Annotated in this window: 26 protein-coding genes, 1 tRNA gene, 2 pseudogenes and 1 riboswitch; of the genes and pseudogenes, 15 read left to right on the top strand and 14 right to left on the bottom strand. The window is 47.8% G+C overall.

What is annotated here, in order from left to right; genetic code table 11:
• The first annotated feature begins 176 nt into the window (after positions 1 to 176).
• On the top strand, positions 177 to 1,370 hold the full coding sequence (coaBC, locus tag HMPREF3277_RS07190) for a bifunctional phosphopantothenoylcysteine decarboxylase/phosphopantothenate--cysteine ligase CoaBC (RefSeq protein ID WP_070870535.1): 1,194 nt from the start codon (positions 177 to 179) through the stop codon (positions 1,368 to 1,370).
• Positions 1,371 to 1,445: 75 nt separating this feature from the next.
• On the opposite strand, the gene HMPREF3277_RS07185 is transcribed toward coaBC, so the two are convergent.
• The 4 genes from HMPREF3277_RS07185 to HMPREF3277_RS07170 form a co-directional block, all read right to left on the bottom strand.
• Entirely contained in the window at positions 1,446 to 2,972 is a 1,527-nt protein-coding gene (locus tag HMPREF3277_RS07185; protein ID WP_003763839.1) for a DHA2 family efflux MFS transporter permease subunit, read from the bottom strand.
• Positions 2,973 to 3,202: 230 nt separating this feature from the next.
• Positions 3,203 to 4,393, bottom strand: a complete 1,191-nt coding sequence (locus HMPREF3277_RS07180) for an HlyD/EmrA/EmrK family protein (protein ID WP_003757026.1) — start codon at positions 4,391 to 4,393, stop codon at positions 3,203 to 3,205.
• Positions 4,394 to 4,741: 348 nt separating this feature from the next.
• A complete protein-coding gene (locus HMPREF3277_RS07175) occupies positions 4,742 to 6,142 on the bottom strand; it encodes an efflux transporter outer membrane subunit (protein WP_003763838.1) in 1,401 nt (466 codons plus the stop codon).
• Between the two features lie 53 nt (positions 6,143 to 6,195).
• Entirely contained in the window at positions 6,196 to 6,690 is a 495-nt protein-coding gene (locus HMPREF3277_RS07170; RefSeq protein WP_003757030.1) for a MarR family transcriptional regulator, read from the bottom strand.
• Positions 6,691 to 7,291: 601 nt separating this feature from the next.
• Positions 7,292 to 7,336: riboswitch (PreQ1 riboswitch) on the top strand.
• 4 nt (positions 7,337 to 7,340) lie between these two features.
• Between HMPREF3277_RS07170 and queF the strand changes: the two genes are divergently transcribed.
• Positions 7,341 to 7,814 carry a preQ(1) synthase gene (gene queF, locus HMPREF3277_RS07165; protein ID WP_070870534.1) on the top strand — a complete coding sequence of 158 codons (474 nt, stop codon included), beginning with the start codon at positions 7,341 to 7,343 and terminating at the stop codon, positions 7,812 to 7,814.
• Between the two features lie 75 nt (positions 7,815 to 7,889).
• Entirely contained in the window at positions 7,890 to 8,573 is a 684-nt protein-coding gene (locus tag HMPREF3277_RS07160) for a 7-cyano-7-deazaguanine/7-aminomethyl-7-deazaguanine transporter (protein ID WP_003780140.1), read from the top strand.
• An 89-nt stretch (positions 8,574 to 8,662) separates the two neighbouring features.
• Here HMPREF3277_RS07160 and HMPREF3277_RS07155 read toward each other — a convergent pair.
• The 3 genes from HMPREF3277_RS07155 to HMPREF3277_RS07145 all read right to left on the bottom strand — a co-directional run bounded on the left by HMPREF3277_RS07155 (position 8,663) and on the right by HMPREF3277_RS07145 (position 10,168).
• Positions 8,663 to 8,737, bottom strand: a tRNA-Arg gene (locus HMPREF3277_RS07155).
• Positions 8,738 to 8,741: 4 nt separating this feature from the next.
• Positions 8,742 to 9,188, bottom strand: a complete 447-nt coding sequence (locus HMPREF3277_RS07150) for a DUF441 domain-containing protein (RefSeq protein WP_070602218.1) — start codon at positions 9,186 to 9,188, stop codon at positions 8,742 to 8,744.
• Between the two features lie 5 nt (positions 9,189 to 9,193).
• Entirely contained in the window at positions 9,194 to 10,168 is a 975-nt protein-coding gene (locus tag HMPREF3277_RS07145; protein ID WP_003763985.1) for a polyprenyl synthetase family protein, read from the bottom strand.
• 262 nt (positions 10,169 to 10,430) lie between these two features.
• Between HMPREF3277_RS07145 and rplU the strand changes: the two genes are divergently transcribed.
• The 7 genes from rplU to HMPREF3277_RS07115 all read left to right on the top strand — a co-directional run bounded on the left by rplU (position 10,431) and on the right by HMPREF3277_RS07115 (position 18,162).
• Positions 10,431 to 10,739: a 50S ribosomal protein L21 gene (gene rplU / locus HMPREF3277_RS07140; RefSeq protein WP_003763980.1), complete on the top strand. Its 309-nt coding sequence runs from the start codon at positions 10,431 to 10,433 to the stop codon at positions 10,737 to 10,739.
• Between the two features lie 25 nt (positions 10,740 to 10,764).
• Positions 10,765 to 11,037 (top strand): 50S ribosomal protein L27, encoded by a 273-nt coding sequence (gene rpmA, locus HMPREF3277_RS07135; protein WP_002212328.1) that lies wholly within the window; start codon positions 10,765 to 10,767, stop codon positions 11,035 to 11,037.
• 563 nt (positions 11,038 to 11,600) lie between these two features.
• A complete protein-coding gene (gene ubiM / locus HMPREF3277_RS07130; protein ID WP_070870532.1) occupies positions 11,601 to 12,785 on the top strand; it encodes a 5-demethoxyubiquinol-8 5-hydroxylase UbiM in 1,185 nt (394 codons plus the stop codon).
• A gap of 253 nt (positions 12,786 to 13,038) precedes the next feature.
• Positions 13,039 to 15,729 (top strand): bifunctional [glutamate--ammonia ligase]-adenylyl-L-tyrosine phosphorylase/[glutamate--ammonia-ligase] adenylyltransferase, encoded by a 2,691-nt coding sequence (gene glnE, locus HMPREF3277_RS07125; RefSeq protein WP_070870530.1) that lies wholly within the window; start codon positions 13,039 to 13,041, stop codon positions 15,727 to 15,729.
• Between the two features lie 314 nt (positions 15,730 to 16,043).
• The gene (locus HMPREF3277_RS07120) at positions 16,044 to 16,577 is read left to right on the top strand and encodes an SMI1/KNR4 family protein (RefSeq protein ID WP_070870529.1); all 534 of its coding nucleotides are present in this window, start codon (positions 16,044 to 16,046) and stop codon (positions 16,575 to 16,577) included.
• Positions 16,578 to 16,624: 47 nt separating this feature from the next.
• Entirely contained in the window at positions 16,625 to 16,798 is a 174-nt protein-coding gene (locus tag HMPREF3277_RS14915) for a hypothetical protein (protein ID WP_168168254.1), read from the top strand.
• A gap of 161 nt (positions 16,799 to 16,959) precedes the next feature.
• Positions 16,960 to 18,162: a pentapeptide repeat-containing protein gene (locus HMPREF3277_RS07115; protein ID WP_070870527.1), complete on the top strand. Its 1,203-nt coding sequence runs from the start codon at positions 16,960 to 16,962 to the stop codon at positions 18,160 to 18,162.
• A 41-nt stretch (positions 18,163 to 18,203) separates the two neighbouring features.
• Here the strand turns inward: HMPREF3277_RS07115 and HMPREF3277_RS07110 are convergent, their stop codons facing one another.
• From HMPREF3277_RS07110 to HMPREF3277_RS07085, 6 genes and pseudogenes are all read right to left on the bottom strand, one after another.
• Positions 18,204 to 18,953 carry an energy transducer TonB gene (locus tag HMPREF3277_RS07110; RefSeq protein ID WP_070870525.1) on the bottom strand — a complete coding sequence of 250 codons (750 nt, stop codon included), beginning with the start codon at positions 18,951 to 18,953 and terminating at the stop codon, positions 18,204 to 18,206.
• Between the two features lie 181 nt (positions 18,954 to 19,134).
• On the bottom strand, positions 19,135 to 19,869 hold the full coding sequence (lptB, locus tag HMPREF3277_RS07105) for an LPS export ABC transporter ATP-binding protein (protein ID WP_003766063.1): 735 nt from the start codon (positions 19,867 to 19,869) through the stop codon (positions 19,135 to 19,137).
• Positions 19,870 to 19,962: 93 nt separating this feature from the next.
• Positions 19,963 to 20,494 (bottom strand): annotated as a pseudogene (gene lptA / locus HMPREF3277_RS07100) (lipopolysaccharide transport periplasmic protein LptA).
• The gene (lptC, locus tag HMPREF3277_RS07095; protein ID WP_070870524.1) at positions 20,475 to 21,056 is read right to left on the bottom strand and encodes an LPS export ABC transporter periplasmic protein LptC; all 582 of its coding nucleotides are present in this window, start codon (positions 21,054 to 21,056) and stop codon (positions 20,475 to 20,477) included. Before lptC ends, lptA begins: the two are co-directional and overlap by 20 nt.
• A complete protein-coding gene (locus HMPREF3277_RS07090; RefSeq protein ID WP_070870522.1) occupies positions 21,053 to 21,589 on the bottom strand; it encodes a KdsC family phosphatase in 537 nt (178 codons plus the stop codon). Before HMPREF3277_RS07090 ends, lptC begins: the two co-directional genes overlap by 4 nt.
• Positions 21,590 to 21,666: 77 nt before the next feature.
• Positions 21,667 to 22,641, bottom strand: coding sequence for a KpsF/GutQ family sugar-phosphate isomerase (locus HMPREF3277_RS07085; protein ID WP_070870520.1), 975 nt, complete (start codon positions 22,639 to 22,641; stop codon positions 21,667 to 21,669).
• A 135-nt stretch (positions 22,642 to 22,776) separates the two neighbouring features.
• On the opposite strand from HMPREF3277_RS07085, the gene tal reads away from it, so the two are divergent.
• The 5 genes from tal to HMPREF3277_RS07065 all read left to right on the top strand — a co-directional run bounded on the left by tal (position 22,777) and on the right by HMPREF3277_RS07065 (position 26,715).
• A complete protein-coding gene (gene tal / locus HMPREF3277_RS07080) occupies positions 22,777 to 23,832 on the top strand; it encodes a transaldolase (protein ID WP_070870518.1) in 1,056 nt (351 codons plus the stop codon).
• A gap of 142 nt (positions 23,833 to 23,974) precedes the next feature.
• Positions 23,975 to 24,130 (top strand): hypothetical protein, encoded by a 156-nt coding sequence (locus HMPREF3277_RS14910; protein ID WP_168168253.1) that lies wholly within the window; start codon positions 23,975 to 23,977, stop codon positions 24,128 to 24,130.
• Positions 24,131 to 24,708: 578 nt separating this feature from the next.
• Positions 24,709 to 25,245, top strand: a complete 537-nt coding sequence (locus HMPREF3277_RS07075; protein WP_070870517.1) for a pilin — start codon at positions 24,709 to 24,711, stop codon at positions 25,243 to 25,245.
• Positions 25,246 to 25,357: 112 nt separating this feature from the next.
• Positions 25,358 to 25,915 (top strand): pilin, encoded by a 558-nt coding sequence (locus HMPREF3277_RS15595; protein WP_283127071.1) that lies wholly within the window; start codon positions 25,358 to 25,360, stop codon positions 25,913 to 25,915.
• Between the two features lie 305 nt (positions 25,916 to 26,220).
• On the top strand, positions 26,221 to 26,715 hold the full coding sequence (locus tag HMPREF3277_RS07065) for an REP-associated tyrosine transposase (protein WP_003766768.1): 495 nt from the start codon (positions 26,221 to 26,223) through the stop codon (positions 26,713 to 26,715).
• Between the two features lie 34 nt (positions 26,716 to 26,749).
• On the opposite strand, the pseudogene HMPREF3277_RS15315 reads toward HMPREF3277_RS07065, so the two are convergent.
• Positions 26,750 to 26,978: pseudogene (locus tag HMPREF3277_RS15315) on the bottom strand (hypothetical protein); the annotation flags it as partial.

The following is a 26,978-nucleotide window of genomic DNA, read 5'->3' as shown; positions in this document are numbered from 1 at the left end:
GTCGTCTGAAATCCCTTTCAGACGACCTTTATCATAAACATCCGAAACAATTTCAAACATACCGAGCTTCAACTCACAACTTAAAGCCTCTTACCCATCAATCCCTGTTACTTTTTTAAACAGTATCCATGTTAGTATTATGACTTATTTGATTCAAATTGGATTGAGTTGCTGTAATGAGTAAACACATTCTTTTAGGGATAAGCGGTGGTATTGCGGCTTATAAATCATGTGAGTTGGTCCGATTACTAAAAAAACAAGGACATTCTGTAACGGTGGCAATGAGTCGTGCTGCTACTGAATTCGTTACCCCCCTTACGTTTCAAGCATTAAGCGGAAATCCTGTTCTAGTCGATACGCACGATGGCCACTCAACTAGAGGAATGAGTCATATTGATTTAACCCGAGAAGCGGATGTTTTTTTAATTGCTCCCGCTACTGCCAATACGGTTGCCAAGATTGCCAACGGTATTGCTGATAATCTGCTGACCAATTTGGCAGCAGCACGAAAATGCTCCATGGCAGTCGCTCCGGCGATGAATGTGGAGATGTGGAACAATCCTGCCAATCAGAGGAATATCCAACAACTGATTTCAGACGACATCACGGTTTTTCAGCCATCCTATGGCGAACAGGCTTGCGGTGAAATCGGGATAGGGAGAATGCCTGAAGCTGTTGAACTTGCCGATTTGATTCATGATTTATGGACGCCGAAAATACTTGCCGGCAAAAAAATCTTAATCACTGCCGGTGCAACTCTGGAAATGATTGACCCGGTCCGTGGGATTACGAATATTTCCAGCGGTCAAATGGGCATTGCCCTAGCCCGCGCATGCAGAATGGCCGGCGCACAAGTTACGTTAATTTATGGACAGTTACAAACTCCCCTGCCGACCGGTCTCTATCATATGGAACAGGCTATTAGCGCCAAAGAAATGTACGATGCCGTTCATAAATATATTGAAGATCAGGATGTTTTTATTTCCGTAGCCGCTGTGGCTGACTATAAGGTAAAAAACAGCAGCCCGCACAAATTGAAAAAAGAAAATTCAAAAGATACCCCGACCCTTGAATTGGAAGCCAATCCTGATATTTTGGCATCTGTAGCAGCCTTACCCAAACCTCCTTTTTGTATTGGATTTGCAGCAGAAAGTGAAAAAGTTTTGGAATATGCTCGAGCAAAACGTTTACGCAAAGGCATTCCGATGCTGATTGCCAATGACGTTTCTCAGGCAATGGGAAAATCTACCAATCAGATTACTATTATTACGGATGACGAGGAACTATCTTTCCCTGAGAAAGAGAAATTACAGGTAGCAGAAGAAATTGTTCAATCTCTTGCTCGCCATCTGGACAAACTAAACCTGTAAGTAATCAGGTTAACCTTAACTATCTTCTACAACAGCAAAGGTCGTCTGAAAATTTTCAGACGACCTTTGTGATATTTAATGCCCTGCTGATGAACTCCCATTAAACGGCGGCTTGGCAAACCAAATTATGGAAATCATGACGATGAACAAGATACTGCCAGCCAGAAAAATCTCATTTGATCCCATAATGAAGCCTTGCTGCGTAATGGCATCGGAAATATTTTTCAAAACCTGCTGTTCACTCAGCCCCCGATTCGTCATTTCATGAACTGTTTGAACAGTCAAACTCGAATATGGATTAATCTGTTCACTCAGTTGCGTATGATGCAAAGCTTCTCTACGCTCCCACATGGTACTGACTATGGATACACCCACACCACCCATGAAGACGCGCAAGAAATTAGACAGGCTACTTGCTGATGCAATTTGATCGGATTTAATATGGGACAATGTAATGCTGGTCAACGGAAGGAAAAACATGGACACACCCAAGCCTTGCCAGAATTGGGGCCAAACAACATTGCTCATATTCATTCCGGCATAAAAATCAGTGCGCCAATAGAAAGTAAAAGCAAACGTCAAGAAACTTGCGGTAACAAGAAGACGCATATCAATGCGGTTTCCGAATCTACCTATAATCGGGGACAACAAGATAGGAAGAAAGCCCACCGGCGCAGCCGCCAAACCCGCCCATGTTGCGGTATAACCAAGATTAGACTGCAACACCAGCGGCAACAGCGTGAGCGTACCCATGTAAACCATAAAGCCCAATGAGGTCGCCAATACGCCTATCGTAAAATTTCTGTTGCTAAACAAAGAAAAATCGACAATCGGGTATTTCTCGCCAAGCTCCCAAACCACAAAATACGTCAGACATACCAATGCAACGATGCCTAACACAATAATCTCTCCAGAGGCAAACCAGTCCAACTCTTTACCTCTATCAAGCATCATTTGCAGCGCACCGACGCCAACCACCATCAAGACCAAACCGATGTAATCTATCGGCGTCTTAACCACTTCTGTTTCCCTATCCCTCAATTGCTGCCACACAATAAGTGCAGAAATAATACCAATAGGGATGTTGATGAAGAAAATCCAACCCCAATGCCAATTATCCGAAATCCAACCGCCGAGAATAGGACCTAAAACAGGCGCGACGACAACGGTCATTGCCCACAATGCCAAAGCCAATGTTCGTTTTTCAGGAGGATACGACGCCATGAGCAAACTTTGCGACAGCGGAATCAACGGTCCGGCTACAAAGCCTTGTAACACCCTGAAGATCACCAAAGCCTGAAGATTGGGTGCAATGCCGCACAACCACGACAGCAAAACAAATCCCACTACGGAGGCGATAAACAGTTTTACTTCGCCAAACCGTTTTGCCATAAATCCGGTTAGCGGCACTGAAATCGCATTCGCCACAGCAAATGACGTAATAACCCAAGTACCCTGAGTAGTCGCCGCCCCCAAGTCCCCGGCAATTACCGGTACTGCAACGTTGGCAATCGTGGTATCCAAGACTTCCATAAAAACGGCAAGGCTGAGTGCCAACGTAACCAGCACCAGCCTAACACCCTGCAATGGCGGATAATTCATATTTCTTCGCTATTATTCATTCAATATATTGCACAGTGATTGCGCTTAGATACACATCCCTTTTCAGACGACCTCTTTGATGAATATTCACATCATCGCAAGCCAAAAACAAAGTTCTGCCTTACATTTAATCCATCACAAATTTGCTTCCTCATGCGCTTCGATATCTATTCGCTATCAAATTCCCAAATTCAGCAATTCAACGCATGAAAGGTCGTCTGAAAACATTTTTACTTAGCGTATTTCTCAAAAATCTTATCGATCAACGCATCGGCGGCAGCCCAATCTACGCCTTCAGTTTCCGGGGATGCTACATTTTTATCAGCGGCAGCCGTCATGTTTTTCCCTGAGCCGGCACCTGAAATATCAACTTTTACCTTCATAGATAAACCGACACGAAGCGGATTAGCCTGCAACTCTTTCGCATCCAAACTGATGCGGACCGGAACACGTTGCACAACCTTAATCCAGTTCCCCGTCGCATTTTGCGGCGGCAAAAGGGAAAATGCACTGCCCGTACCCGCTGACAAACCCATCACCCTGCCATGATAGACCACTTTATTTCCATATAAATCAGCAGTCATTTCAACAGGTTGACCAATTTTCATTTGACGCAGTTGCGATTCTTTAAAGTTAGCATCCACCCAAAGATTGCTCAAAGGAACCACAGCCATCATTGGAGAACCTTGGGCAATACGCTGCCCAACTTGAACATTTCGTTTGGCAATCTGTCCATTCATCGGTGCGCGAATTTGGGTGCGTTGCAGATTCAGCCATGCATCCTTAATATGGCTGATGGCTGTTTGCACCGCAGGTTGTTGCCGCAGAGGGATATTATTACCTAAAACTGCTTGTGCAGAAGTCTCTTCCGCTTCCACTGCCTTCAAAGCCGCTTGCGCCTGAACCACCGCAGCACGGGCATGACTCAACTCTTCACCTGAAATCGCATCCGTTCCCGATAAAGCTTCACGTCGGCGTAAATCTGCCTGAGCCTTTGCTAATTCGGCTTTTCGCAAAAGAACCTGCGCTTTTGCTTTTGAGTTAACCGCAGTTTGTTGTTTATTCTGACGAATTGCCTGAATCAATTCATTTTGAGCACGCTCGTAAGCCAGCTGGAAGTCGCTGTCATCCAACGCAACCAAGACATCCCCTTTTTTGACCACATCAGTATCGTCATACATCACCTTCCTTACCGTACCGGTGACCTGAGGGGTAATTTGCACCAGATGACCCGCAACATAGGCATCTTCTGTCTCTTCCTCGTATTGCCAGAATAAGAAATACGCAAGAGCCACACCGACTGCAATCAAAATAAAAAGCAGTGTAATAACTGCCAGATTACGCCCGCGTTTACGCCCCACCCTTGAACTTTTTGTCCCTGAATTGCGTAATTGTTCATTATTTTCTAGATTCGCATCCATGATTTCATTTTAACCTGGGTAATTACAGACTATTTTCCTTATGCACCCCATCCCACTAATATCTCTTTGATTTTAATAGAATAGACAATACTGAAAAATACATACAGAGGTGCATTCTATAGCTGCATCGTTACTCAATCAAGTAACAATCATATTTAAAAACCATTTGGATATCCCCTTTTACCATTAGGCGCAAACAATCATTTCGAAGTCATCCAAGCAATACCGATTCCTGACAACCAAAAAGCAATTGGCGACATTCTGAATACATACATTTAAACGTTAAATGCATATCCAAAATATCGCCAATTGACTTGATTAAAAGGAAAGGGGTCGTCTGAAAACCTTCTATTGCGTTTTAAACCCACCGCCCAACTGGGCATTCAGATTGCTCCATGCAATCAACCGTTCAGATTGATACTGCACCAATTGCATTTTCACTTGCAACATATCATCTTGTTTTTGTAATGCGCTAAGACCATTATCCAATCCTGCCCTCACTCTACCCTGAGCATTTTTAACCGACTTCTCGGATATTTTCAGCATTTTATCCCAAGTAGACTGTTTGCTTTGTAGGCTTTGGTAATCTACAACAGCATCCGCAGCAGAACGCATTGCATTCAAAACCGTTTGATCGTACACGGCCACCTGCTCATTATATTCTGCGCGTTTGCCTGCCAATTTTGACTGTAATGCCCCAGACGTAAAAATAGGAAGATTGATAGCAGGAACAATACCCAGCATGCCTGATGTTTTACCCCTTACCACATTGAACGCATCAATATGTCCAAGACCCGCCAAGGCTTTTAACTCAATATTGGGATAAAACTCTGCTTCGGTGGATTTAACCGTATGCAGCTTAGATTCCAATAATGATTTTTGTGCCGCGATATCCGGTCGGGCTGCTAACAAATCCGCATGGATTCTATTCACAGGCACAACAGGAACCACGCCCATCCTACCGGGTTCTTGTTCGGAAAGTGCTCCCGGCACGTTACCGCTCAATACTGCCAAAGCATGTCGGACTTTGGCAATCTGTTGTTCCAATGACGTTTTTTCCAACTGAAGTTGCTGACTTGCCAATTCAAGCGGGTACAATGATTGTGCGGGCATCAGGTTTGCATGGATTCTGCGTGAGACCAATTGCTGCATTTTCTCTGACAGATTGATACGTTCCTGCACAAGAGCCTGACGCTCGCTCAAAGCCTGCCAAATAAAATATTGCTTGGCTACCGCATTCGCCAGCTCAATCCGTGCCTGATGGGCTTCATACAAAATTGCCTGACGGCGTCCCAAAACCGCTGCAATCTGCTCACGGTTTTTTCCCCAAAAGTCGAATGTCCAACTTCCCTGTACTGCCGCGTTTGCCAACAATAATGTATGGTCGGTATCAATACGGGAAGATGCGGGCTTGGGTGCAACATACATCCCGACCCCGCGCGCGGACATACCGATTTGCGTTTTGCCGGCGGCTTCGGTTATTCCCAGCTGCGCTTGTGCTTGCTCGAAACGCGCCTTGGCAATACGCAAATCCGTTGATGTCTGGATAGCTTGTGCAACCAGTTGATTCAGTTTGTTATCTTTTAATTGCAACCACCATCCGTCTTGAATGAGGGATGCCGACTTACCATCGGGCAAAGAATACACCGTTGGTTCTTCCAACGGTGCTTGTTTACCAAACTGCGCACAAGCTGCAAGTACAGATACTGCGATAATGCAGATGCCCCGTTTGGCAATATTTGATTTCATGGCAGACTCCGTTTTTTTACTTTTATCCCTGCCACAATTCTTACTGCATCAGATCAGCTGTCCAAACGGTTCAACAGCTTGCCCAACAGATTTTGCAACTGGGTATAATCCTCATTGGTAAAATCTTCCCAAGCTTCACCGCTCTTACTGGAAATCTGCGGCCATACTTGTTGGATAAAAGACTCACCTTCCTGTGTCAATTTTAACACAATCTGGCGGCGGTCTTGCTGGTTGATATGACGACCTACCCATCCCCGTTCTACCATCTCATCGGAAAGACGGGTCGCACTGGTACGCGTCAAATCCATCAAGTCGCTCAAACGCGAAGGAAGGATTTCGCTTTTAGGGCTGACGTAAACCGCCATCAAAGCGAACCATAAATTCTCGTTGATACCGAAAGTTTTTAAATTTTCATTGAGATGACTGCTTAGACGTTCGGTTGTTACCCGTAACAGACGCCCTGTTCTTACCTGTTGTTCTGAAAATTCAGGCAGGCGGTCGGAAAGTTGGCGCAGCGCGTTGACCAAGTCGGTTTGTGAAAAACTCATTATAAATATCCTCTTCTTAAATTTATTGGCTGTTTCTGCTGCAAATCAGAACAAATAATGACAATCTCATTTGCCTCAAAATACCAAATACTTATTCAATGCCGCTATACTAATTCAACTGATTATTTTCCGAATGAAAATCTGACAATCGGTCCAAGAAGATAACAAGTGGCGTTTTTTATGCATAAGTCATCTAATTTGTATGTAATTCCGAATTCTTACTCTACAAAATCAATATTCAGAAAGGATAGATTTGTGGTTACCGACAACTTAATTTATTGTTTATATTGAAAACCCCATAATTTATTAGAGAGATGACGCTTCTCCTTAGTTCTATAACTTAAAACATGACTTTTGAGATACTACTGAAAACACTTCAAAAAAATTTTAACTTTTACGATTAATGCGGAAAAATTAACTAGAAAAATCATAAATTTAAAAATCAGTTTAAATTCAATCCGCATTGCTTTGCAAAGGCATTACCGCCACATCAAAACATCCGCGCCCACCTATCATTTTTTTTGCATTTCCAACCCAACGTTCAACCGCTAAATAATTATCAAAAAAATCACACACATAGTTCCCCTTATATTACAATCCGCCTTTCGTGGTTCGAAAACCTCCCACATTAAAAAACTAAGGAAATCCTCATGTCCCGCAATACCGAAGAGCTGCAAGGCATCTCTCTTTTGGGCAATCAAAAAACCCAATATCCGACCGGCTACGCTCCCGAAATTCTTGAAGCATTCAACAACAAACATCCCGACAACGATTATTTCGTTAAATTCGTCTGCCCCGAATTCACCAGCCTCTGCCCCATGACCGGGCAGCCCGACTTTGCCACCATCTACATCCGCTACATCCCGCATATCAAGATGGTGGAAAGCAAATCCCTGAAACTCTACCTCTTCAGCTTCCGCAACCACGGCGATTTCCATGAAGACTGCGTCAACATCATCATGAAAGACCTGATCGCCCTGATTGATCCGAAATACATCGAAGTTTTCGGCGAATTCACACCGCGCGGCGGCATCGCCATTCATCCTTTTGCCAATTACGGCAAAGCAGGTACCGAGTTTGAAACACTGGCACGAAAACGCCTGTTCGAACACGACAGCCAATAATCCATCCCCTTTTACGCATTTTCAGACGACCTTTTTCATGAGAAGGTCGTCTGAAAGCCTTTCCGAAAGATTTCCATGTACGAATTTACAACAGCGCAACAACAGAAGGCGCTCTTCTGGTTGGTGCTTTTCCATATCCTCATCATTGCCGCCAGCAACTATCTGGTGCAGTTCCCCTTCCAAATTTTCGGCATCCACACCACTTGGGGCGCGTTTTCCTTTCCCTTCATCTTCCTTGCCACCGACCTGACCGTCCGCATTTTCGGTTCGCACTTGGCACGGCGGATTATCTTTTGGGTCATGTTCCCCGCTCTTTTGCTTTCCTACATCTTTTCCGTTTTGTTCCACGACGGCAGCTGGACAGGCTTAGGCGCGCTGTCCGAATTCAACACCTTTGTCGGACGCATCGCCTTAGCCAGCTTTGCCGCTTACGCACTCGGACAAATCCTTGATATTTTCGTGTTCAACAAATTACGTCGTCTGAAAGCGTGGTGGATCGCCCCGACCGCATCAACCGTCATCGGCAACGCTCTGGATACATTGGTATTTTTCGCCATTGCCTTTTACGCCAGCAGCGATGAATTTATGGCGGCAAACTGGCAGGGCATCGCTTTTGTCGATTATCTGTTCAAACTCACCATCTGCACCCTCTTCTTCCTGCCGGCCTACGGCGTGATTTTGAATATCTTGACGAAGAAGCTGACGACACTGCACACCCAACATCCTCAAAAGCAGATGCAGCCGGCACAAGAATCTTGATGCAGTCCGACAGAACGATTCACGATTCCCGTTCATAGAAAATACAAAGAGGTCGTCTGAAAATTTTCAGACGACCTCTTTGTATTTTATGGCCTCGCCAACAGGAATCGAACCTGTATTTTACGCTTAGGAGGCATACGTTCTATCCGTTGAACTATGGCGAGCGTGTTAAACTTTTCCTGCAATAAACGATAATAATCCCGCGGCAATCAGCGGACCGACCGGAATGCCACCCATAAATGCTACACCGATAACCGTACCGATCAAAAGACCTGTTACCAAAACAGGCTGTTCGCTCATCAGCGGTACGCCGCGCCCTGCCAGCCAGGCGACAAGGATGCCGATTAATACGGCGGCAATCATTTTAAAATTGACAAACTCCGACAGCGGCGGAATTTGAACCTTCCCTGAAACCAGCGGACTTAAAACCCCGATTGTCAGCAAAATAATCCCAAAATGCAAGCCGTGTTTTTCCACGAAAGGAATATATTGCGACAAAGCAGTCTGCTGCATTAAAAGCAAAATTGCTGCTGAAATTGTAATCGAGTTGTTGTTGCTGACGACGCCGAGAAAAATCAGCGTCACCAAAAACATCGGGACGAAATTGAAATTCATCGGATTTAAGAAACCCGTGCCAATGATTCCTCAGCCAACTGAATCATCGCCTGCTTGACTTCGCTATCGGGCAATACTGCCAAAGAAGCCACAGCTTGCTCAACGGCTTTCCGTGCTTCGGAAATCGAATAAGTCAGCGCATCGGAATGGACGACATAATCATGTATTTTTTGGAAACTGCTGCGGTCCGCATTTTCCAAAGCGTGGCGCACATCGTCCGCCACTTGTTTCGAACCGTTGCGCATCAGATAAATCAGCGGCAAAGTCGGTTTGCCTTCTGCCAAATCGTCGCCGACGTTTTTACCGATTTCTTCGGTTTCACCCGAATAATCCAAAACATCATCAATAATTTGGAACGCCGTACCGACATACATGCCGTAGTCTTTCAACGCCTGCTCATGCTCGGGGGACGCATTGCCCAAAATCGCACCAACCTGCGCGGCCGCTTCAAACAATTTGGCCGTTTTATATTGAATCACTTGAACATATTGCGCTTCGGTAATATCGGTATTGCCGATGTTCATCAGCTGCATGACCTCGCCTTCGGCAATAATATTGGTTGCATCCGCCATGACTTCCAAAATGCGCATACTGCCGGAATCAACCATCAATTGGAAAGCGCGCGTATATAAAAAGTCGCCGACCAACACCGCCGCCGCGTTGCCGAACAGATTATTCGCCGTTTCGCGTCCGCGGCGCAAATCGCTTTCATCGACCACATCGTCATGCAGCAGAGTCGAAGTGTGGATAAATTCCACCATTGCCGCCAAAGCATACAGCTTATCTCCATCATAGCCGACCGACTTACCTGCCAAAATCGTCATAATCGGACGCAGACGCTTACCGCCGGCACTGATAATATAAGTACCGATTTGCGAAATCAGCGCAACATCAGACTGAACCGCTTGGTTGATCACCTCATTGACCCGTGAAAGGTCTTCAGGCAGATGGCGTTGGAAATAAGGCAGGTTTTCGAGCATAACACATTCTCAGTCAGCAAAATGAAGCAGGCTTGCCGTATAAATAAATGGGTTGGGTATAAGGCGGAAATAATATTGCCGCATAAAAAATATCGGCAATCCAACGCGCGATTATAGCAGCAAAGCCCGTTTGACACATCTTTCAGACGACCCTGCCCCCACAAACGAAATAAACTTTGACAAAACAGGCAAATAGCAATAGAATCTCGTGTTTCGCACAATGGTGTGCGGGATATTAACCATAATTCTCATGGAGTTGAGTATGTACGCGGTCGTAAAAACCGGCGGCAAACAATATAAAGTTGCCGTTGGCGAAAAATTGAAAGTAGAACAGATACCAGCCGAACTCGACAGCCAAATCGAACTGACCGAAGTTTTGATGATTGCTGACGGCGAATCTGTAAAAGTTGGCGCTCCTTTCATTGAAGGCGCAAAAGTAACAGCTAAAGTAGTAGCTCATGGTCGCGGCGAGAAAGTACGCATTTTCAAAATGCGCCGCCGTAAACACTACCAAAAACGCCAAGGCCATCGCCAAAATTTCACCCAAATCGAAATCGTGGCAATCGCCTAATTTTTGAAACTTAGGAGTATTACAAATGGCAAGTAAAAAAGCAGGCGGTAGCACCCGCAACGGTCGCGATTCAGAAGCCAAACGCTTGGGCGTAAAAGCCTACGGCAACGAACTGATTCCGGCAGGTTCCATCATCGTCCGCCAACGCGGTACCAAATTCCATGCCGGCGACAACGTAGGCATGGGCAAAGACCACACTTTGTTCGCCAAAGTTGACGGTTATGTTGAATTCAAAACCAAAGGCGCGCTGAACCGTAAAACGGTCAGCATCCGTCCTTACACCGGTTCTGAAGAATAATCCGAGTTTATCGTGATATTGAGAAAGCCGTATTTCTTAGGGAATACGGCTTTTTTGTTTGTATGGGTTGGCAATGATTTTGCCATCGCCGATTCAATCTTAAACAGCGCAAACAACAAAGCAACACACGATACAACAGACACGATAGGAAACTACACTGTACTGCTTAAAAGCCAAGCTATAGTGGATTAACTTTAAACCAGTACGGCATTGCCTCGCCTTGTCCTGATTTAAAGTTAATCCACTATACTACAAAATTTCAGACGACCCCCTCGCCCTCATGATAATCTTATCCTTCCCATACTCTGGCGTAAGAAAAAAGCAAACCCATATAGCCGCTACTTATTGTTTTTAAAATATGGCATGATACGCAACACATTGCCGCCATTGACTTACATTAAGCGCAGCGTAAAAAATCATTCACGATATAAATACTTGAATTACTCAATCGATACTTTTGCTATAATCAATTACTCAATGCAGATTACCCTTATCTCATTCAAACACAGTAAACTTAAGGTCGTCTGAAATTATCCGTCCCCCTTTAACAAAAAGGATGCCTCATGAGCTTACACAGCGATATTCTTGTCGTCGGCGCAGGACCTGCCGGGTTGAGTTTTGCCGCAGAACTGGCCGGCAGCGGTTTGAAAATCACCCTGATTGAAAAAAGCCCTTTAGAAATTTTACAAAACCCTCCTTATGACGGGCGTGAAATCGCATTGACCCACCTGTCCCGCGAAATTATGCAACGCTTGGGCATGTGGGATTTGATTCCGAAAGACGAAATTTACCCCTTACGCGATGCAAAGGTTTTGAACGGGCAGTCCGATTACCAACTCCACTTCCCGCAACCGACCCAAGCGCGCGGCGAACCTGCCGACTGCTTAGGCTATCTGATTTCAAACCACAATATCCGCAAAGCCGCTTATGAAGTCGTCTCCAAACTGGAAAACGTTACCATTCTGACCGGTACGGGCGTTAAAGAAGTCAAAACTTCCGAAGACGAAGCCCAAATCATCTTGGAAAACGGCGAAGTTTTGAGCGGCCGCCTACTCTTGGCAGCAGACAGCCGCTTCTCCCAAACCCGCCGGCAACTGGGCATTTCCTCCGATATGCACGATTACAGCCGCACCATGTTTGTCTGCCGCATGAAGCATACCCTGTCCAACCAGCATACCGCTTACGAATGCTTCCACTACGGCCGCACCATCGCCCTGCTGCCCTTGGAAGAACACCTGACTAACACAGTCATTACCGTCGATAGCGACAAAGCAGACACCATCAAAAAAATGTCTCCCGAAGAATTGGCTGCCAGCGTCAAAGAGCAACTCAAAGGCCGTTTGGGCGATATGGAATTGGTCAGCACCATTCACAACTACCCCTTGGTCGGCATGATTGCCCAACGCTTCTATGGCAAACGCAGCGCCTTAATCGGCGACGCCGCAGTAGGCATGCACCCTGTTACCGCGCATGGTTTCAACTTAGGTCTATCCAGCGCGGACCTCTTGGCAAAACTGATTCTCGAAGCGGAACAACGCGGCCAAGACATCGGCGCCGCCAGCCTGCTGGAAAAATACAGCACCAAGCATATGCTCCATGCCCAACCGATTTACCACGGCACCAATATGCTGCTCAAACTCTTTACCAATGAAACCGCGCCCGCCAAAATCCTGCGCGGCTTGGTATTGCGCGCCAGCAACAACTTCCCGCCGCTGAAAAAACTGATTACCAAACAACTGACCGGCTAATCCGTTTAAACACATCAAAAGGTCGTCTGAAACACTTTTCAGACGACCTTTTGACTATCAAGAACAAATAACAAACTTCCCATATCATCAAACAAACCCGCTCATACGCCTGAGTTCTGCTGTTTCAGACGACCTCCAAGATTGCTATGATATAGTGGCTTGACTTTAAACCAGTACGGCATTGCCTCGCTTTGTCCTGATTTAAAGTGAATCCACTATCCCACTCCCGTCATCCTTCCAAACGGAACCCGAAATGTCCGACAACCGCCTCGACACCGCCCGCCGCCACTCCCTGTTCCTCGCCCGCCAGCTCGACAACGGCAAACTCAAGTCCGAAATTTTCCTGCCCATGCTGGACAAGGTTTTAACCGAAGCGGATTTCCAAGCCTTTGCCGATTGGGACCAAATCCGCGCGGAAGAAAACGATGAAGAATTGGCGCGGCAGTTGCGCGAGTTGCGCCGTTATGTCGTGTCGCAGATTATCGTGCGCGATATAAACCGCATTAGCGATTTGAACGAAGTTACCCGCACGATTACGCTGTTTGCCGATTTTGCCGTCAATACTGCGCTGGATTTCGCCTACGCCTATTATCGGGATATGTACGGCACGCCAATTGGGCGTTATACGAAATCGCCGCAGCATTTAAGCGTGGTGGCGATGGGCAAGGCGGGCGGCTATGAGCTGAACGTGTCTTCCGACATCGATTTGATTTTTGTCTATCCCGAATCGGGCGACACCGACGGCAGGCGCGAACGGGGCAATCAGGAATTTTTCACCAAAGTCGGGCAGAAACTGATTGCGCTGCTGAACGACATTACCGCCGACGGACAGGTGTTCCGCGTTGATATGCGGCTGCGGCCGGACGGCGATTCGGGCGCGCTGGTATTGAGCGAAACCGCGCTGGAGCAATACCTGATTACGCAGGGGCGCGAATGGGAACGCTACGCGTGGTGCAAAGGCCGCGTGGTTACGCCGTATCCGAACGACATCAAATCGCTGGTGCGCCCTTTTGTGTTCCGCAAATATCTGGATTACAGCGCGTATGAGGCAATGCGGAACCTGCACCGCCAAATCCGCAGCGAAGTCAGCAAAAAAGGCCTGGCGGACAACATCAAACTCGGCGCAGGCGGCATCCGCGAAGTCGAATTTATCGCCCAGATTTTCCAGATGATACGCGGCGGACAAATGCGCGCGCTGCAACTGAAAGGCACGCAGGAAACGCTGAAGAAACTTGCCGAACTGGGCATCATGCCGTCTGAAAACGTCGAAACCCTGCTTGCCGCCTACCGCTTCCTGCGCGACGTCGAACACCGACTGCAATACTGGGACGACCAGCAAACCCAAACCCTGCCGTCTTCGCCCGAACAGCAGCAACTGCTCGCCGAAAGCATGGGTTTCGACAGCTACGCCGCCTTTTCAGACGGCCTCAACGCCCACCGCGCCAAGGTCAATCAGTTGTTCAACGAAATTTTGAGCGAACCCGAAGAGCAAACGCAAGCCAACAGCGAATGGCAATGGGCATGGCAGGACAAGCCTGACGAAGAAGAGCGGCAAGGCCGTCTGAAAGAACACGGGTTCGATGCCGAAACCATCGCCGCAAGACTCGACCAAATCCGGCACGGCCATAAATACCGCCACCTTTCCGCCCACGCCCAGCCGCGTTTTGACGCGATTGTGCCGCTGTTCGGACAGGCGGCGGCAGAGCAAAACAATCCGACCGATACGCTGATGCGGCTGTTTGACTTCCTCGAAAACATCAGCCGCCGCTCCGCCTATCTCGCCTTCCTCAACGAACATCCGCAAACCTTGGCACAACTGGCGCAGATTATGAGCCAAAGCTCATGGGTAGCGGCGTATCTGAGCAAATATCCGATTCTGCTGGACGAACTCATCAGCGCCCAGCTTTTGGATACCGCGTTCGACTGGCAAGCCCTTGCCGCCGCCCTTTCAGACGACCTCAAAGCCTGCGGCGGCGACACCGAAGCGCAAATGGACACCCTGCGCCGCTTCCAGCACGCCCAAGTCTTCCGCCTCGCCGTCCAAGACCTCGCCGGACTGTGGACGGTGGAATCCCTCTCCGACCAACTCTCCGCCCTCGCCGACACCATCCTCGCCGCCGCCCTGCCGTGCGCGTGGGCAGACATGCCCAAAAAACACCGCGACACCCCGCAATTCGCCATCGCCGGCTACGGCAAACTCGGCGGCAAAGAACTCGGCTACGCCTCCGACCTCGACCTCGTCTACCTCTACGACGATCCCCATCCCGACGCAGGCGACGTGTACAGCCGCCTCGCCCGCCGCCTGACCAACTGGCTTTCCGCCGCCACCGGCGCAGGCAGCCTCTACGAAACCGACCTGCGCCTACGCCCCAACGGCGACGCCGGCTTCCTCGCCCACAGCATCGCCGCCTTCGAAAAATATCAGCGCGAAAACGCATGGACGTGGGAACACCAATCCCTCACCCGCGCCCGCTTCATCTGCGGCACACCCGAAATTCAGACGGCCTTCGACCGCATCCGCACCGAAATCCTCACCGCCGAGCGCGACCAAACCGCCTTGGCACACGAAATCATCGAAATGCGCGAAAAAATGTTCCCCACCCATCCGCCGGTTGACAGCAACGTAAAATACGCGCGCGGCGGCGTGGTCGACGTCGAATTTATCGTCCAATATTTGATACTTGCCCACGCCCGCCGATATCCGCAACTCCTCGACAACTACGGCAACATCGCCCTCTTGAACATCGCCGCCGACTGCGGCCTCATCGACAAAACCCTCGCCGAACAAAGCCGCACCGCCTACCGCTTCTACCGCCAGCAGCAACACAACACCAAACTGCGCGACGCGGAAAAAACCGAAGTAACCGATGAATTGCTGGCACATTACAGCAATGTCAGGAAATTGTGGCGGGAAGTGTTCGGGGAGGAGGCGAAACTCGGATAAAGCGGATGTTACGAAGGGGGATTAAGTCATTAGCTGCATAGCGTGGGTTCTATTACCTACAAATCACCGCAAACCCGTAGCGTGGGCTTTGCCCACACGAAACCCATTAAATTTTCAGACGACCTCTTTTACCCGCCATTTTCGTGGGCAAAGCCCACGCTACAACGCACACCGAAGGGGCAAATAGAGATGTAGGTCGGATACTTGTATCCGACAAAAACATTTGATGCGTCTATCGTTTCCGAAATACCGCTGTTGGAAATGTCGGATTCGGGAATCCGACCTACGGGCTGAAATCAATAAGGAAGAACATTATGTCCCAAGTTTTTAAAGATTTTGATTTGTCCTCCGTATGGGAAGCTAATAGTTGGGCAGATGAAAACTACAAAGAAGCTCCGTTTACCCCTGAAATTTTGGCTGCCGTAGAAAGTGAGCTAGGCTATAAATTGCCGCAAAGTTTTATTGAATTGATGGCAGTACAAAACGGCGGGATATTTGTCAAAAACTGCTTTCCAACCACGCAGAGAAATTCGTGGGCAAAAGATCATGTGCAAATTTGCGAGGTATCGGGAATCGGTTTTGAAAAAGAAGGGAGTCTGTGCGGCGAGATGGGGCAAAAACTTTGGCTGGAAGAATGGGAATATCCGCCTATCGGCGTGTATTTGGCCACCGACCCGTCAGGAGGGCATGCCCTGTTTGCCTTGGACTATCGAGAGTGTGGAAAAGACGGAGAGCCGAAAGTGGTGCTTGTCGAACAAGAATGGGATTTTGAAATAGTCGAACTTGCCCCCGATTTTGAAACCTTTATCCGCAGCTTGCGGCATGAAGATGAGTTTTCAGATGAGTAAACACAAAATCGAAAAGAGTAGATCGTCTGAAACCCGTAGCGTGAGCTTTGCCCACGAATCAAGCCCAAAATTTCAGACGACCTCTTTTAGCCGTCATTGTCGTGGGCAAGACCCACGTTACAATGTACACCGACGAGGCAAATAGTCGTCTGAAAACGGGAGAAGCAATTTTTGTCGAAACCTCCACCGTCATTCCCGCGCAGGCAGGAATCCAGATGTAGGTCGGATACTTGTATCCGACAAAAAACATTTGACACGTCTGTTGTTTCCGAAGTTGGAAATGTCGGATTCGAGAATCCGACCTACGGGCTGATTTTATCGAATCGACAATTTTTATTTATCAGCTTTAAGAAATCACAAATTTAATGAAAGGGAGTACGTCATGAAAAATAACAATATCAAAATAGATCAAGAAACTCTTGCGTCTATATTAGAACAACACCAATTATGGATTAAAAGCGGTGGGAAAAATGGTAAAAGAGCTGACCTATATGGAAAAGATTTAATTGGTATAAAATTAGGTAGGGCAAATTTACGTAGGGCAAAATTGTATGGAGCAGATTTATATGAAGCAGATTTAGATGAAGCAAATTTATGTAGAGCAAGTTTAATTGGTGCAAATTTGATTGGTGCAAGTCTAATTGAGACAAAATTAGATGGGGCAGATTTATGTGGTGCGAATTTGCGTGGAGCAATGATAGAAGGAACAAGTTTCGATGAAGCAAACTTAGATGAAGCAAATTTAGATGGAACAGGTTTAGAGACAGTTAATTTAGATTTATATGATCAAACACCCTTTGAAACTTCCTCTTTGCTAGTAGATAGCTTGCAAAGAAATCTCCAATCTTCAGAAAAATTTATTCAGGATTTACAAATAAAATTAAAGCAAGCTCAATCTGATACAGTGCGGAATGATGAAGAAATCACAAAACTATTAACTCAGCTTGAGAGAGAAAAAATAGAAAAAGAAAAAATAAAGGAGAAGTTAAATTCAAAAATTAAAGAATTAACAGAAGGATTAAGCAATCGAATTAAAGAGGCCCAAAAATCTCTTTCAGGAGCTTTGAAAAATACCGATAGTCAGATCCAAAATAATGAAAATACGGCTTGTTGGTTTAAACGATTAGGAATCATTTTGTTCACCCTTGCCATAATTTTATTATTGGTTTTTAGTGGATTCGTTTTGTGCTATCCTAAATTCTTTGCTGAGAAGAATCTGAATATCCTGTTTTACACATTCCCCATTATTACCCTAATGATGATCGGCACAACCTGCCTACGACATCAGAAAAATCTGTTGGGGGAAATCCGCCATTTTTCCAATATGAAACACCAAATCGAGCTGTATAGCGGTTTGCTTGAGGCTTCCCAGCACGCGGCTGTCAGTTTCAACAATCCGGAAAAAGCAAACGAATATGTGCAGGAAACCTTTACCCAAATCCGCAATCGCCTGCTCAATAGCCAATACTTGCCTGACAATTCATCGGCAGACAAGCAATCTGACAATGATTTCGGGTCGGATAAGGTGCTTGATTTGTTAAATAAGATTGCCGATTTGTCCGGCAAGAAATCTATGGGAAGTTAGCTAAGAGACAGTTGCTACCCGAAAGGTCGTCTGAAACCGGTTTATTTTTTGGTGTTTTTTGCCTTTTTCCTTTTCGGTTTTTTTGTATTTTTTGTTGTCTTTTGAGTTGAATCAATGGTTTTTTCTGCCTTCGTCGAGTCTGTGCTTGGTTCGGATTCTAGGGAGAATTTGATGGGGATTTGGTATGCGATGGCAACGGGTTGTTTTTTGTATGTCGCAGGGTGCAAAGGAAGCGAAGCATGTACTGCGGAATAAGCTGCTTTATCGAGTCTTCGAAAACCGCTACTTTTTATTGTATAGAGAAACGTTGAGCCGGTAGGAGGGACGAATGCGCCTATGATGACAGTGCCTTCTTCTCCCTTTTCTTGAGCAAGAGCAGGATAGGGAGGACTCTGTATTTTAACAGGTTTTGTAAATGCTTCTTTTCTCAAGTGCTTGGGTAAAGTATAGAAAAACCTGAATTCTTTCTGGCTTGCCGATGGGGTGCAAATTTGCTGTGTTTGGGTTTCGTCGTATGTGCAGCTTTGATAGGGTTCGACATATGCGGGCAGTCCGGTGCGTTGGGAGAGTTTGACTAATTCTTGGGGTTCGCCTTGCCATTCGGTTTGTTCGATATGACCTTGTTCGTTTATGAATGCAGTCGCAGTAACCATACCGGTGATGATTTTGTCGTTTGGGAGAACGATGCCGTCGTATTCCCCCATATTTTGCCAAGGTTGTACGGGCAGAGTGTCGGCGATGGCGGACGTGGCGAGGAGGGAGGATAAGAGGAGAAGGGTGAGTTTGGACATGGATGTTTTCCTTTTAGGTACGTTTAGCTTGGGTTGAGAGTTGAATTTTTTGCAATGTTGGGTTTTCACTCCAACCTACCCGAAAGGTCGTCTGAAAACGTTTTCAGACGACCTTTCTGACGTTTCGTTATTTTAAAACCGCACAATTGATTGTGCGGTTTGTCATGGTCAGTATTTGAAATCAGTATTTAAAGTTTTCGCCGAGATAGACGGAGCGGACTTGTTCGTTGTTGACCAAGTCGTCCGGCTTGCCGGAGGCGAGGACGGTGCCGTCGCTGATGATGTAGGCTCTGTCGCAGATGCTGAGGGTTTCGCGTACGTTGTGGTCGGTAATGAGTACGCCGATGCCGCGCGATTTGAGGAAGTCGATGATTTTTTGGATGTCGATGACGGCGATGGGGTCAACGCCGGCGAAGGGTTCGTCCAAGAGGATGAAGCGCGGCTGCATGGCGAGTACGCGGGCGATTTCGACGCGTCGGCGTTCGCCGCCGGACAGGGAGGGGGCGGGGTTGTGGCGCAGGTGGCCGATGTTGAGGTCGGCAAGCAGTTTTTCGACTTCGCCATCGATGCGGCTTTTGTCTTTGGTGCTGATTTCTAAAATGGCGCGGATGTTTTGTTCGACGGTCATTTTGCGGAAAATCGAGGCTTCTTGGGGCAGGTAGCCGACGCCGAGGCGGGCGCGTTCGTGTATGGGCAGGTGGCGCAGTTCTTGTCCGTCGAGGGTAACGCTGCCTGCATCGGCGGCGATGAGTCCGACAATCATGTAGAAGCTGGTGGTTTTGCCTGCGCCGTTGGGGCCGAGCAGACCGATGACTTCGCCGCTTTCGATTTCGAGGGAGAAGCTTTTGACGACTTGGCGTTTTTTGAAACTTTTTTGCAGGTTTTGAACGACGAGGCGGCTGGTGTTTTCGCTCATAAATGACTCTTGGTTCGGAGGTCGTCTGAAAATGTTGTTTGGGGTTTTTGCTGCGTTGGTTTTCAGACGACCTTTTGTGTTGTCAGATATTGGTTATTTGGTTTTTTGGGTGCTGGACGGCTGGATGACGACGCTGACCCTGCCGGATTTGGCGGCGGATTTGGCGCCTGATTTCGAGCTGCCGTTGATGGTATAGACTTCGGTTTTGGTGTTGTAGGTGATGACTGCGCCTTCGGCTACATCGCCGCCGCGTTGGACTTTGGCATTGCCGGTCAGGGTAACGAGGTTGATGGCGGAGGAGTAGGTTACATTGTTGGCTTGTCCGTTAACCGTGCCTTTGTTGTCGTCGAGTGTCTGGCTGAAGCGGACGGGCGAGCCGCTGGCTTTCATAAACTGTTCGCCTTTGTCGTTGCGGGAGACGTTGACGCTGCCGGCGCGGATGTTGAGCGTGCCTTGTTTGATGATGACGTTGCCGGTAAAGGTGGTACTTTGGTTGTTTTGGTCGAGCGAGCCTTGGTCGGCTTCAATCTGTATCGGCTGCTTGCTGTCGCCTTTGCAGGGCGTAGGCTGGGGCGGTGGCGAAAAATGCGGTTAAAACACATGCCTTACATATTTTTTGTATCATAAATCGTGGCTTTCACTCTGGATGGGAAGTTCAACAAACCTTTTTTGTGGTCATACGTCAGACCTTCGGCGTTGCCGCTCGATTCGCCGTATTGGAAGGTAACGGGCGTGTCGGTTTGGGCGTATTGCGATTCGGTGTTGACGTGTAGGAGATCGGTTTTGACGACGCCTGCCTGCCGCTTGGCATCGGCGGCTTTGGTCAGGACGACGTTGTGTTTGAACAGGAGTTGTTTGGTTTGGGTGTTGTATACGGCTTCGTCGCTGCCGACGTCGTAAAGCCGGCTGCCTTCTTGGAAGAAGACGAGGTGCGGCAGCTCGAAATGGACATCGGTGCTTTCGGGAAACTGTTTCGCCCGTCTTGCGCTCAGATGTTCTTTCAGACGACCTTGTTCGTCAAACCGCCGCCCGTCTATGCCGTCCATCGTATATTGCGGCTGGTTGGGGTTGAGTTTGACTTCTTCAATGTCGATTTCGCTGATGCGCCCCAGCCATGCCGACAATCCGCCGAGCGCGACCGCCAGCACCAAAGGGAATGCGATTCCGTACCGCCATCTTACTTTCATTTGATGTACTCGTTCAAAGCCGCGCCCAGCGTACCTTTCGCGCGCATAATCAGGTCGCACACTTCGCGCACCGCGCCTGCGCCGCCCGCATGTTTCGTAATATAGGCGGCGTGTTGCAGCGCAAACCAATGCGCGTCGGGGACGGCAACCGGCAATCCGCAGCGCACCATCACCGGCAAATCGACCACGTCGTCGCCGACAAAGGCGCACTCGGCTTCTTCTACGCCCGCCTCAGCGCGCAATTCTTCATAGGCGGCGCGTTTATCCGAAATGCCTTTGAAGTAGTAATTTATGCCCAACTGTTTGACGCGGATGCCGACGGAGGGCGCGTCCCGACCTGTGATAACCGCAGTCTGCACGCCGCTTGCCTGAAGCATCTTCAAGCCGTGTCCGTCCAGGGTGTGGAACGATTTGATTTCTTCGCCGTCGTCGCGGATAAAGATGCGGCCGTCGGTCAAAACGCCGTCCACATCCAATATCAGCAGCTTGATATGCGCCGCGCGCTGTTGCAGCTCGGGGTCTAAGGTTTGCATAGTGTTTCCTTGCGGATTGCTAGGTTTCAGACGACCTATTCTAACATAAAGGTCGTCTGAAAACGGTTAGCCCGCCTTTACACAATCCGCGCCATCAGTAAATCGTGCATATTCAGCGCGCCGGTCAGCACGCCGTCGGCGTCGGTTACCAAAAGCCCGTTCACATGGTTTGCCTGCATGACTTTCAGGGCTTCGGTAGCGAGGCGTTCGGCGGGGATGGTTTTGGGGGAGGGATGCATGATTTCATCGACGGTCAACCCGTCAAAGCGGTCGCGCTGTTGGAACAGGCGGCGCAAATCGCCGTCGGTGAACACGCCTTTCAGACGACCTTTGTTGTCCGTTACCGCCAGCATACCCAAGCCTTTTTCGCTCATGCTGACGATGGCTTCTTTTAAGGGCGTGCCGAGTCGGACGGCGGGCAGCGCGTCGTCTTGGTGCATGATGTCCGCAACGCGTAGAAGCAGGCGTTTGCCGAGACTGCCGGCGGGGTGGCTCAAGGCGAAATCGTCGGGTGTGAACGCGCGTGCGCGCAAAAGGACAACTGCCAATGCGTCGCCCAAAGCCATAACAGCGGTGGTGCTGGTGGTCGGGGCAAGTCCCAGCGGGCAGGCTTCTTTGGAAACTGACGCTGTGATGTGGATGTCGGCATGGCTCGCCATGGTCGAATCGTGGCGGGCGGTAATGCAGATGAGGGTAATGTTTTTGCGTTTGAGCGCAGGGATGATGGCGGCGATTTCATCGCTTTCGCCGGAATTGGAAATCGCGACGACGACGTCGTTGTCCACAATCATGCCCAAGTCGCCGTGTGCCGCTTCCGCAGGATGGACGAAAAACGCGGGTGTGCCCGTCGAAGCCATGGTCGCCGCTATTTTGCGCCCGATATGTCCCGACTTGCCCATGCCTGTGATAACGACCCTGCCTTTGCAGTGCAGCAGCGCGTCTGCCGCGTGGACGAAGTTTTCGTCCAATTCCGCCGCAATTTCATGCAAGCCTTCCGCTTCGGTGTGCAACACTTCGTGCGCCCAATCGAGATATTGACCGTTTCCTGCCATAAATTTACGCCTTTTTGTGTTCGTTTTATATCGTTTTGGACATCATTAAATGCCCTAATAAACTATCCAAATTTTCCGAATAGGGGTAGCATTACCGCCTGCTTCGCAAATAACCTATATTTAAAGGAATCAGAGATGACTATTTTATCGGACGTTAAAGCATTAGGACAACAAATCTGGCTGGACAACCTTTCCCGCTCGCTCGTACAAAGCGGCGAATTGGCGCAAATGCTGAAACAAGGCGTGTGCGGCGTCACTTCCAATCCCGCCATCTTCCAAAAAGCCTTCGCCGGCGACGCGCTTTACGCCGATGAAGTCGCCGCCCTCAAACAACAAGACCTCAGCCCCAAACAACGCTACGAAACCATGGCGATTGCCGACGTACAGGCAGCCTGCGACGTTTGCCTTGCCGAACACGAATCCACCGGCGGCAAAACCGGTTTCGTCAGCCTAGAAGTTTCCCCCGAGCTTGCCAAAGACGCACAAGGCACGGTAGAAGAAGCCCGCCGCCTCCATGCCGCCATTGCGCGTAAAAACGCCATGATTAAAGTTCCCGCCACCGATGCAGGCATCGAAGCACTCGAAACCCTCATCGCCGACGGCATCAGCGTGAACCTGACCCTGCTGTTCTCACGCGCCCAAACCCTCAAAGCCTACGCCGCCTACGCGCGCGGCATCGCCAAACGCTTGGAATCAGGACAAAGCGTTGCCCATATCCAAGCCGTCGCCAGCTTCTTCATCTCCCGCGTGGACGGCGCACTTGACGCCACGTTGCCCGACCATCTCAAAGGCAAAATCGCCATCGCCCTTGCCAAAGCCGCCTACCAAGACTGGGCGCAATACTTCGGCAGCCCCGAATTTGCCGCACTGGAGGCCAAAGGCGCAAACCGCGTACAGCTCTTATGGGCATCCACAGGCGTCAAAAACCGCGCCTATCCCGACACGCTCTACGTTGACAGCCTGATCGGCGCGCACACCGTCAACACCGTCCCCGATGCCACCCTCAAAGCCTTCATCGACCACGGCACAGCCAAAGCCTCGCTGACCGAAGGCGTGGAAGAAGCGAAAGCGCAGCTTGCCGAAACCGCCGCGCTCGGCATAGACGTAGAAACCCTTGCCAACCGCTTACAGGAAGACGGTTTGAAACAGTTTGAAGAAGCCTTCGACAAACTACTCGCCCTGCTTGCCTGATGGTCAAAACTCAAGCCAGCCTTAGCAACCCGATTCCTACGCTTTATCCATAAAACAAACTCAAAAGGTCGTCTGAAAACCTCAATTCGAGATTTCAGGCGACCTTTTGCTGTTTCTATCATCTATATATAGATTCAAATAAATGCCAAACATCATCACAGTGATTATTTCAAAACTGGCAGAATCTGCCAAAAATAATGTGCAAAATCGAACAAGGGGAGGATGGGTATCCCTATCGGTTATCCCCTTTTTAAAAGAGGCTTCGGGCGCTGAAAACAACCATTCAAAATTAAATTAATTCCCATAAATTCTCATTTAGAATTACCGTTCATCTCAAATAAATACCAAATATCAAAATATCATATTAAAAATATTCGAAAAATCAATATATTGGGAATATCTAAATTTCAAAAATACCGTTTATCTGAAAAATAATACCGCTTGTCTAAATATTCAAATATTATTAAAACAGGCTTTCAAAAGTGACGAAACACGGCACGTGACACAAAACGTCTTCTTCACTTCCCCAAAAAAAATCAAAAAATGACAAAACACGTCATATCGCAGAAACAATCCTACGTCATAAAAAAGCCCAAATCTGCCCGAAAAATCCTTCAAAATAAATTTAAACCTATTAAAAACATAAAATTACAAAATATTTTCATAAAAAATCCAAAAAAATCCAGACTTGGCACATCCCCTGCTTGATACATTACGTCCGGCAAGGGAAACGAAGCAACGAAGCCTAAACCGGGAAGCTGTATATTCCTTCTACTTGATGGTTTTACTCATAAACAAGCAGAGCCAAACACATTACGGTTTTTTAACAACAAACATTTTTTTATTCACAACACTTTTTAAACTGGAGTTTATTAAATGAAAGCAATCCAAAAAGGTTTCACCCTGATCGAATTGATGATCGTAATCGCAATTATCGGTATTCTGGCTGCCATCGCCCTGCCGGCTTACCAAGACTACACCGTACGTACCCGCGTAACTGAAGGTTTGAGCTTGGCTGAATCCGCCAAACAAGCTATTGCTACAGAAGGTTCTGCAGCAGCTAACGACCTGACACGTGTTGCTACAACTTGGAACACACAAAATGATAATACTGGTGCCAACTCTAAATATGTTAACAGGATTCAAATGGATGGTACTACTGGTCTTATTACCATTACTTACAATGCGGCCAACGTTGGTGTTGGAGGTACAGAAAACACCTTGACTCTTACTCCATGGGTACGTAGTGGCGGTAACGGTCAAAGTCTGCAAGCCGCTATTGCAGCTGGTGCTACAGGTGCTTTGGACTGGGGTTGCTCTTCTGCTACTCATGCAACTGCAGATGCATCAAACATCGCAATTGCTACTGCTGGTACTCTGCAAGCTAAATACGCTCCTGCACAATGCCGCTAATCTAATCAATCAGAAACACCCGCTGCGGCGGGTGTTTTTCTATCAAGTAAAATAAATTTCAATCGGATTCATCTTTCGGAGTCGTTTTTCAAGATTTAATAAGGGGGCTATTGTGTTTTTACAAACAATACATACAAAAAATAGAGGCTTTACCTTGATTGAGCTGATGGTAGTGATCGCTATTATCGGCATTTTGGCGGCAATTGCATTGCCAGCCTATCAAAATTACGCCATACGTACCCGTATTGCAGAAGGGCTATTGTTGGTTGCTCCCTTAAAGAATGAAATTGTTGTAGATGGAAGGACGTCTCCAGTTTATCTGCGTAATGCCATTGTCGAATTGAATACTCGCAACAACAATACGGGTGTATACAGTAAGTATGTAGATTCTATACAAGGCGACCCGACAAGCGGCGTGATTACCATTACTTATAATGCCGCAGCCGTGGGTTTGGATAACAATGCCAATACTTTGACCTTGACACCTTTTGTCCCTAGAGCAACAGGAGGTGGTTTCGATACCCTGCCGCAAGCCTTTACCTCCGCTAATATGGGCGTGGTGCAATGGGCATGTTCATCCGATACCCATGCAACTGCAGACCATTATGGCCTGACTCCCGTTACACCAGGAACGCTGCCTGCTCGATTTGCACCATCCGAATGCCGCTAAGACGTAGGTCGGATACTTGTATCCGACAAAAAAAGCCGATGTTCACACCCTGCGAAAATTCAGAAATGATTGAAATGTCGGATTCGAGAATCCGACCTGCATAGATTGCTCGGTTTCAACGTAGGTCGGATACTGGTATCCGACAAAAAAACGATGTTCACACATTGCAAAAATTCGGGAATGATTGGAATGTCGGATTCGAGAATCCGACCTACGTGGATTGTTCGGTTTCAACGTAGGTCGGATACTTGTATCCGACAAAAATCTTTCCGAAAAACAAAAATTTAATTTAAAAAAGGGAATTCATGCGATACCGACGCTTTTATCAAACGGGCGGTACTTACTTTTTTACGGTGGTTGCTGACAAACGACAAAAAATCCTAACTGATGAAACGGTGCGTTCGGCCTTGCGGCAGGCGGTAATGACGGTTCGGGAGCGGTATCCGTTTGAAATTGAGGCATGGGTGCTGATGCCCGACCATCTGCATACGATTTGGCGTCTTCCTGAAAATGATGCCGCTTATTCGGAACGTTGGCGGCAAATTAAACGGTACAGCCAATATTTGATTGGAAGAGAATGTCGGCTTTGGCAAAAAAGGTTTTGGGAACATACCATTCGTGATGAAACGGACTTTATCAATCATTTCAATTACCTACATTTTAATCCCGTAAAGCATGGCTATGTCGATCAGGTTTCCGATTGGCCGTTTTCTACTTTTCACCGTTATGTGAAACAGGGGATTTACCCAAAGCACTGGGGTGGAAGCAATGTGGATTTCAGCATTAAATATGATGGGTAAGTCGGATACTCATATTTGACAAACGTTTTATGTTTTACTGCTTTTGATTATGGCGGAAATGTTTGAAAATGTCGGATTCAAGAATCCGACCTACATATACTGAAAAACGCTTTTCAGACGACCTTTTGCCTTGAAGGCGTAGATGGTAGCGTGGACTTTGCCCACGAAAATGTTGGGTAAAAGAGGCCGTCTGAAATTTTGGGTTTGATTCGTGGGCAAAGCCCACGCTGAGACCTTTGCAAAATTCCCCAAAATCCCCTAAA

The organism is Neisseria sp. HMSC70E02 (assembly GCF_001838645.1).
In the GTDB taxonomy this organism is placed as follows: Bacteria; Pseudomonadota; Gammaproteobacteria; order Burkholderiales; family Neisseriaceae; genus Neisseria; species Neisseria macacae.
This window is presented reverse-complemented; position numbering and strand designations above follow the sequence as displayed.

Bases quoted from the DNA above. Each gene is read 5' to 3' on its own strand.
- coaBC (WP_070870535.1), top strand. From the start codon at position 177: ATGAGTAAACACATTCTTTTAGGGATAAGCGGTGGTATTGCGGCTTAT.
- HMPREF3277_RS07185 (WP_003763839.1), bottom strand. From the start codon at position 2,972: ATGAATTATCCGCCATTGCAGGGTGTTAGGCTGGTGCTGGTTACGTTG.
- HMPREF3277_RS07180 (WP_003757026.1), bottom strand. From the start codon at position 4,393: ATGGATGCGAATCTAGAAAATAATGAACAATTACGCAATTCAGGGACA.
- HMPREF3277_RS07175 (WP_003763838.1), bottom strand. From the start codon at position 6,142: ATGAAATCAAATATTGCCAAACGGGGCATCTGCATTATCGCAGTATCT.
- HMPREF3277_RS07170 (WP_003757030.1), bottom strand. From the start codon at position 6,690: ATGAGTTTTTCACAAACCGACTTGGTCAACGCGCTGCGCCAACTTTCC.
- queF (WP_070870534.1), top strand. From the start codon at position 7,341: ATGTCCCGCAATACCGAAGAGCTGCAAGGCATCTCTCTTTTGGGCAAT.
- HMPREF3277_RS07160 (WP_003780140.1), top strand. From the start codon at position 7,890: ATGTACGAATTTACAACAGCGCAACAACAGAAGGCGCTCTTCTGGTTG.
- HMPREF3277_RS07150 (WP_070602218.1), bottom strand. From the start codon at position 9,188: ATGAATTTCAATTTCGTCCCGATGTTTTTGGTGACGCTGATTTTTCTC.
- HMPREF3277_RS07145 (WP_003763985.1), bottom strand. From the start codon at position 10,168: ATGCTCGAAAACCTGCCTTATTTCCAACGCCATCTGCCTGAAGACCTT.
- rplU (WP_003763980.1), top strand. From the start codon at position 10,431: ATGTACGCGGTCGTAAAAACCGGCGGCAAACAATATAAAGTTGCCGTT.
- rpmA (WP_002212328.1), top strand. From the start codon at position 10,765: ATGGCAAGTAAAAAAGCAGGCGGTAGCACCCGCAACGGTCGCGATTCA.
- ubiM (WP_070870532.1), top strand. From the start codon at position 11,601: ATGAGCTTACACAGCGATATTCTTGTCGTCGGCGCAGGACCTGCCGGG.
- glnE (WP_070870530.1), top strand. From the start codon at position 13,039: ATGTCCGACAACCGCCTCGACACCGCCCGCCGCCACTCCCTGTTCCTC.
- HMPREF3277_RS07120 (WP_070870529.1), top strand. From the start codon at position 16,044: ATGTCCCAAGTTTTTAAAGATTTTGATTTGTCCTCCGTATGGGAAGCT.
- HMPREF3277_RS07115 (WP_070870527.1), top strand. From the start codon at position 16,960: ATGAAAAATAACAATATCAAAATAGATCAAGAAACTCTTGCGTCTATA.
- HMPREF3277_RS07110 (WP_070870525.1), bottom strand. From the start codon at position 18,953: ATGTCCAAACTCACCCTTCTCCTCTTATCCTCCCTCCTCGCCACGTCC.
- lptB (WP_003766063.1), bottom strand. From the start codon at position 19,869: ATGAGCGAAAACACCAGCCGCCTCGTCGTTCAAAACCTGCAAAAAAGT.
- lptC (WP_070870524.1), bottom strand. From the start codon at position 21,056: ATGAAAGTAAGATGGCGGTACGGAATCGCATTCCCTTTGGTGCTGGCG.
- HMPREF3277_RS07090 (WP_070870522.1), bottom strand. From the start codon at position 21,589: ATGCAAACCTTAGACCCCGAGCTGCAACAGCGCGCGGCGCATATCAAG.
- HMPREF3277_RS07085 (WP_070870520.1), bottom strand. From the start codon at position 22,641: ATGGCAGGAAACGGTCAATATCTCGATTGGGCGCACGAAGTGTTGCAC.
- tal (WP_070870518.1), top strand. From the start codon at position 22,777: ATGACTATTTTATCGGACGTTAAAGCATTAGGACAACAAATCTGGCTG.
- HMPREF3277_RS14910 (WP_168168253.1), top strand. From the start codon at position 23,975: ATGCCAAACATCATCACAGTGATTATTTCAAAACTGGCAGAATCTGCC.
- HMPREF3277_RS07075 (WP_070870517.1), top strand. From the start codon at position 24,709: ATGAAAGCAATCCAAAAAGGTTTCACCCTGATCGAATTGATGATCGTA.
- HMPREF3277_RS07065 (WP_003766768.1), top strand. From the start codon at position 26,221: ATGCGATACCGACGCTTTTATCAAACGGGCGGTACTTACTTTTTTACG.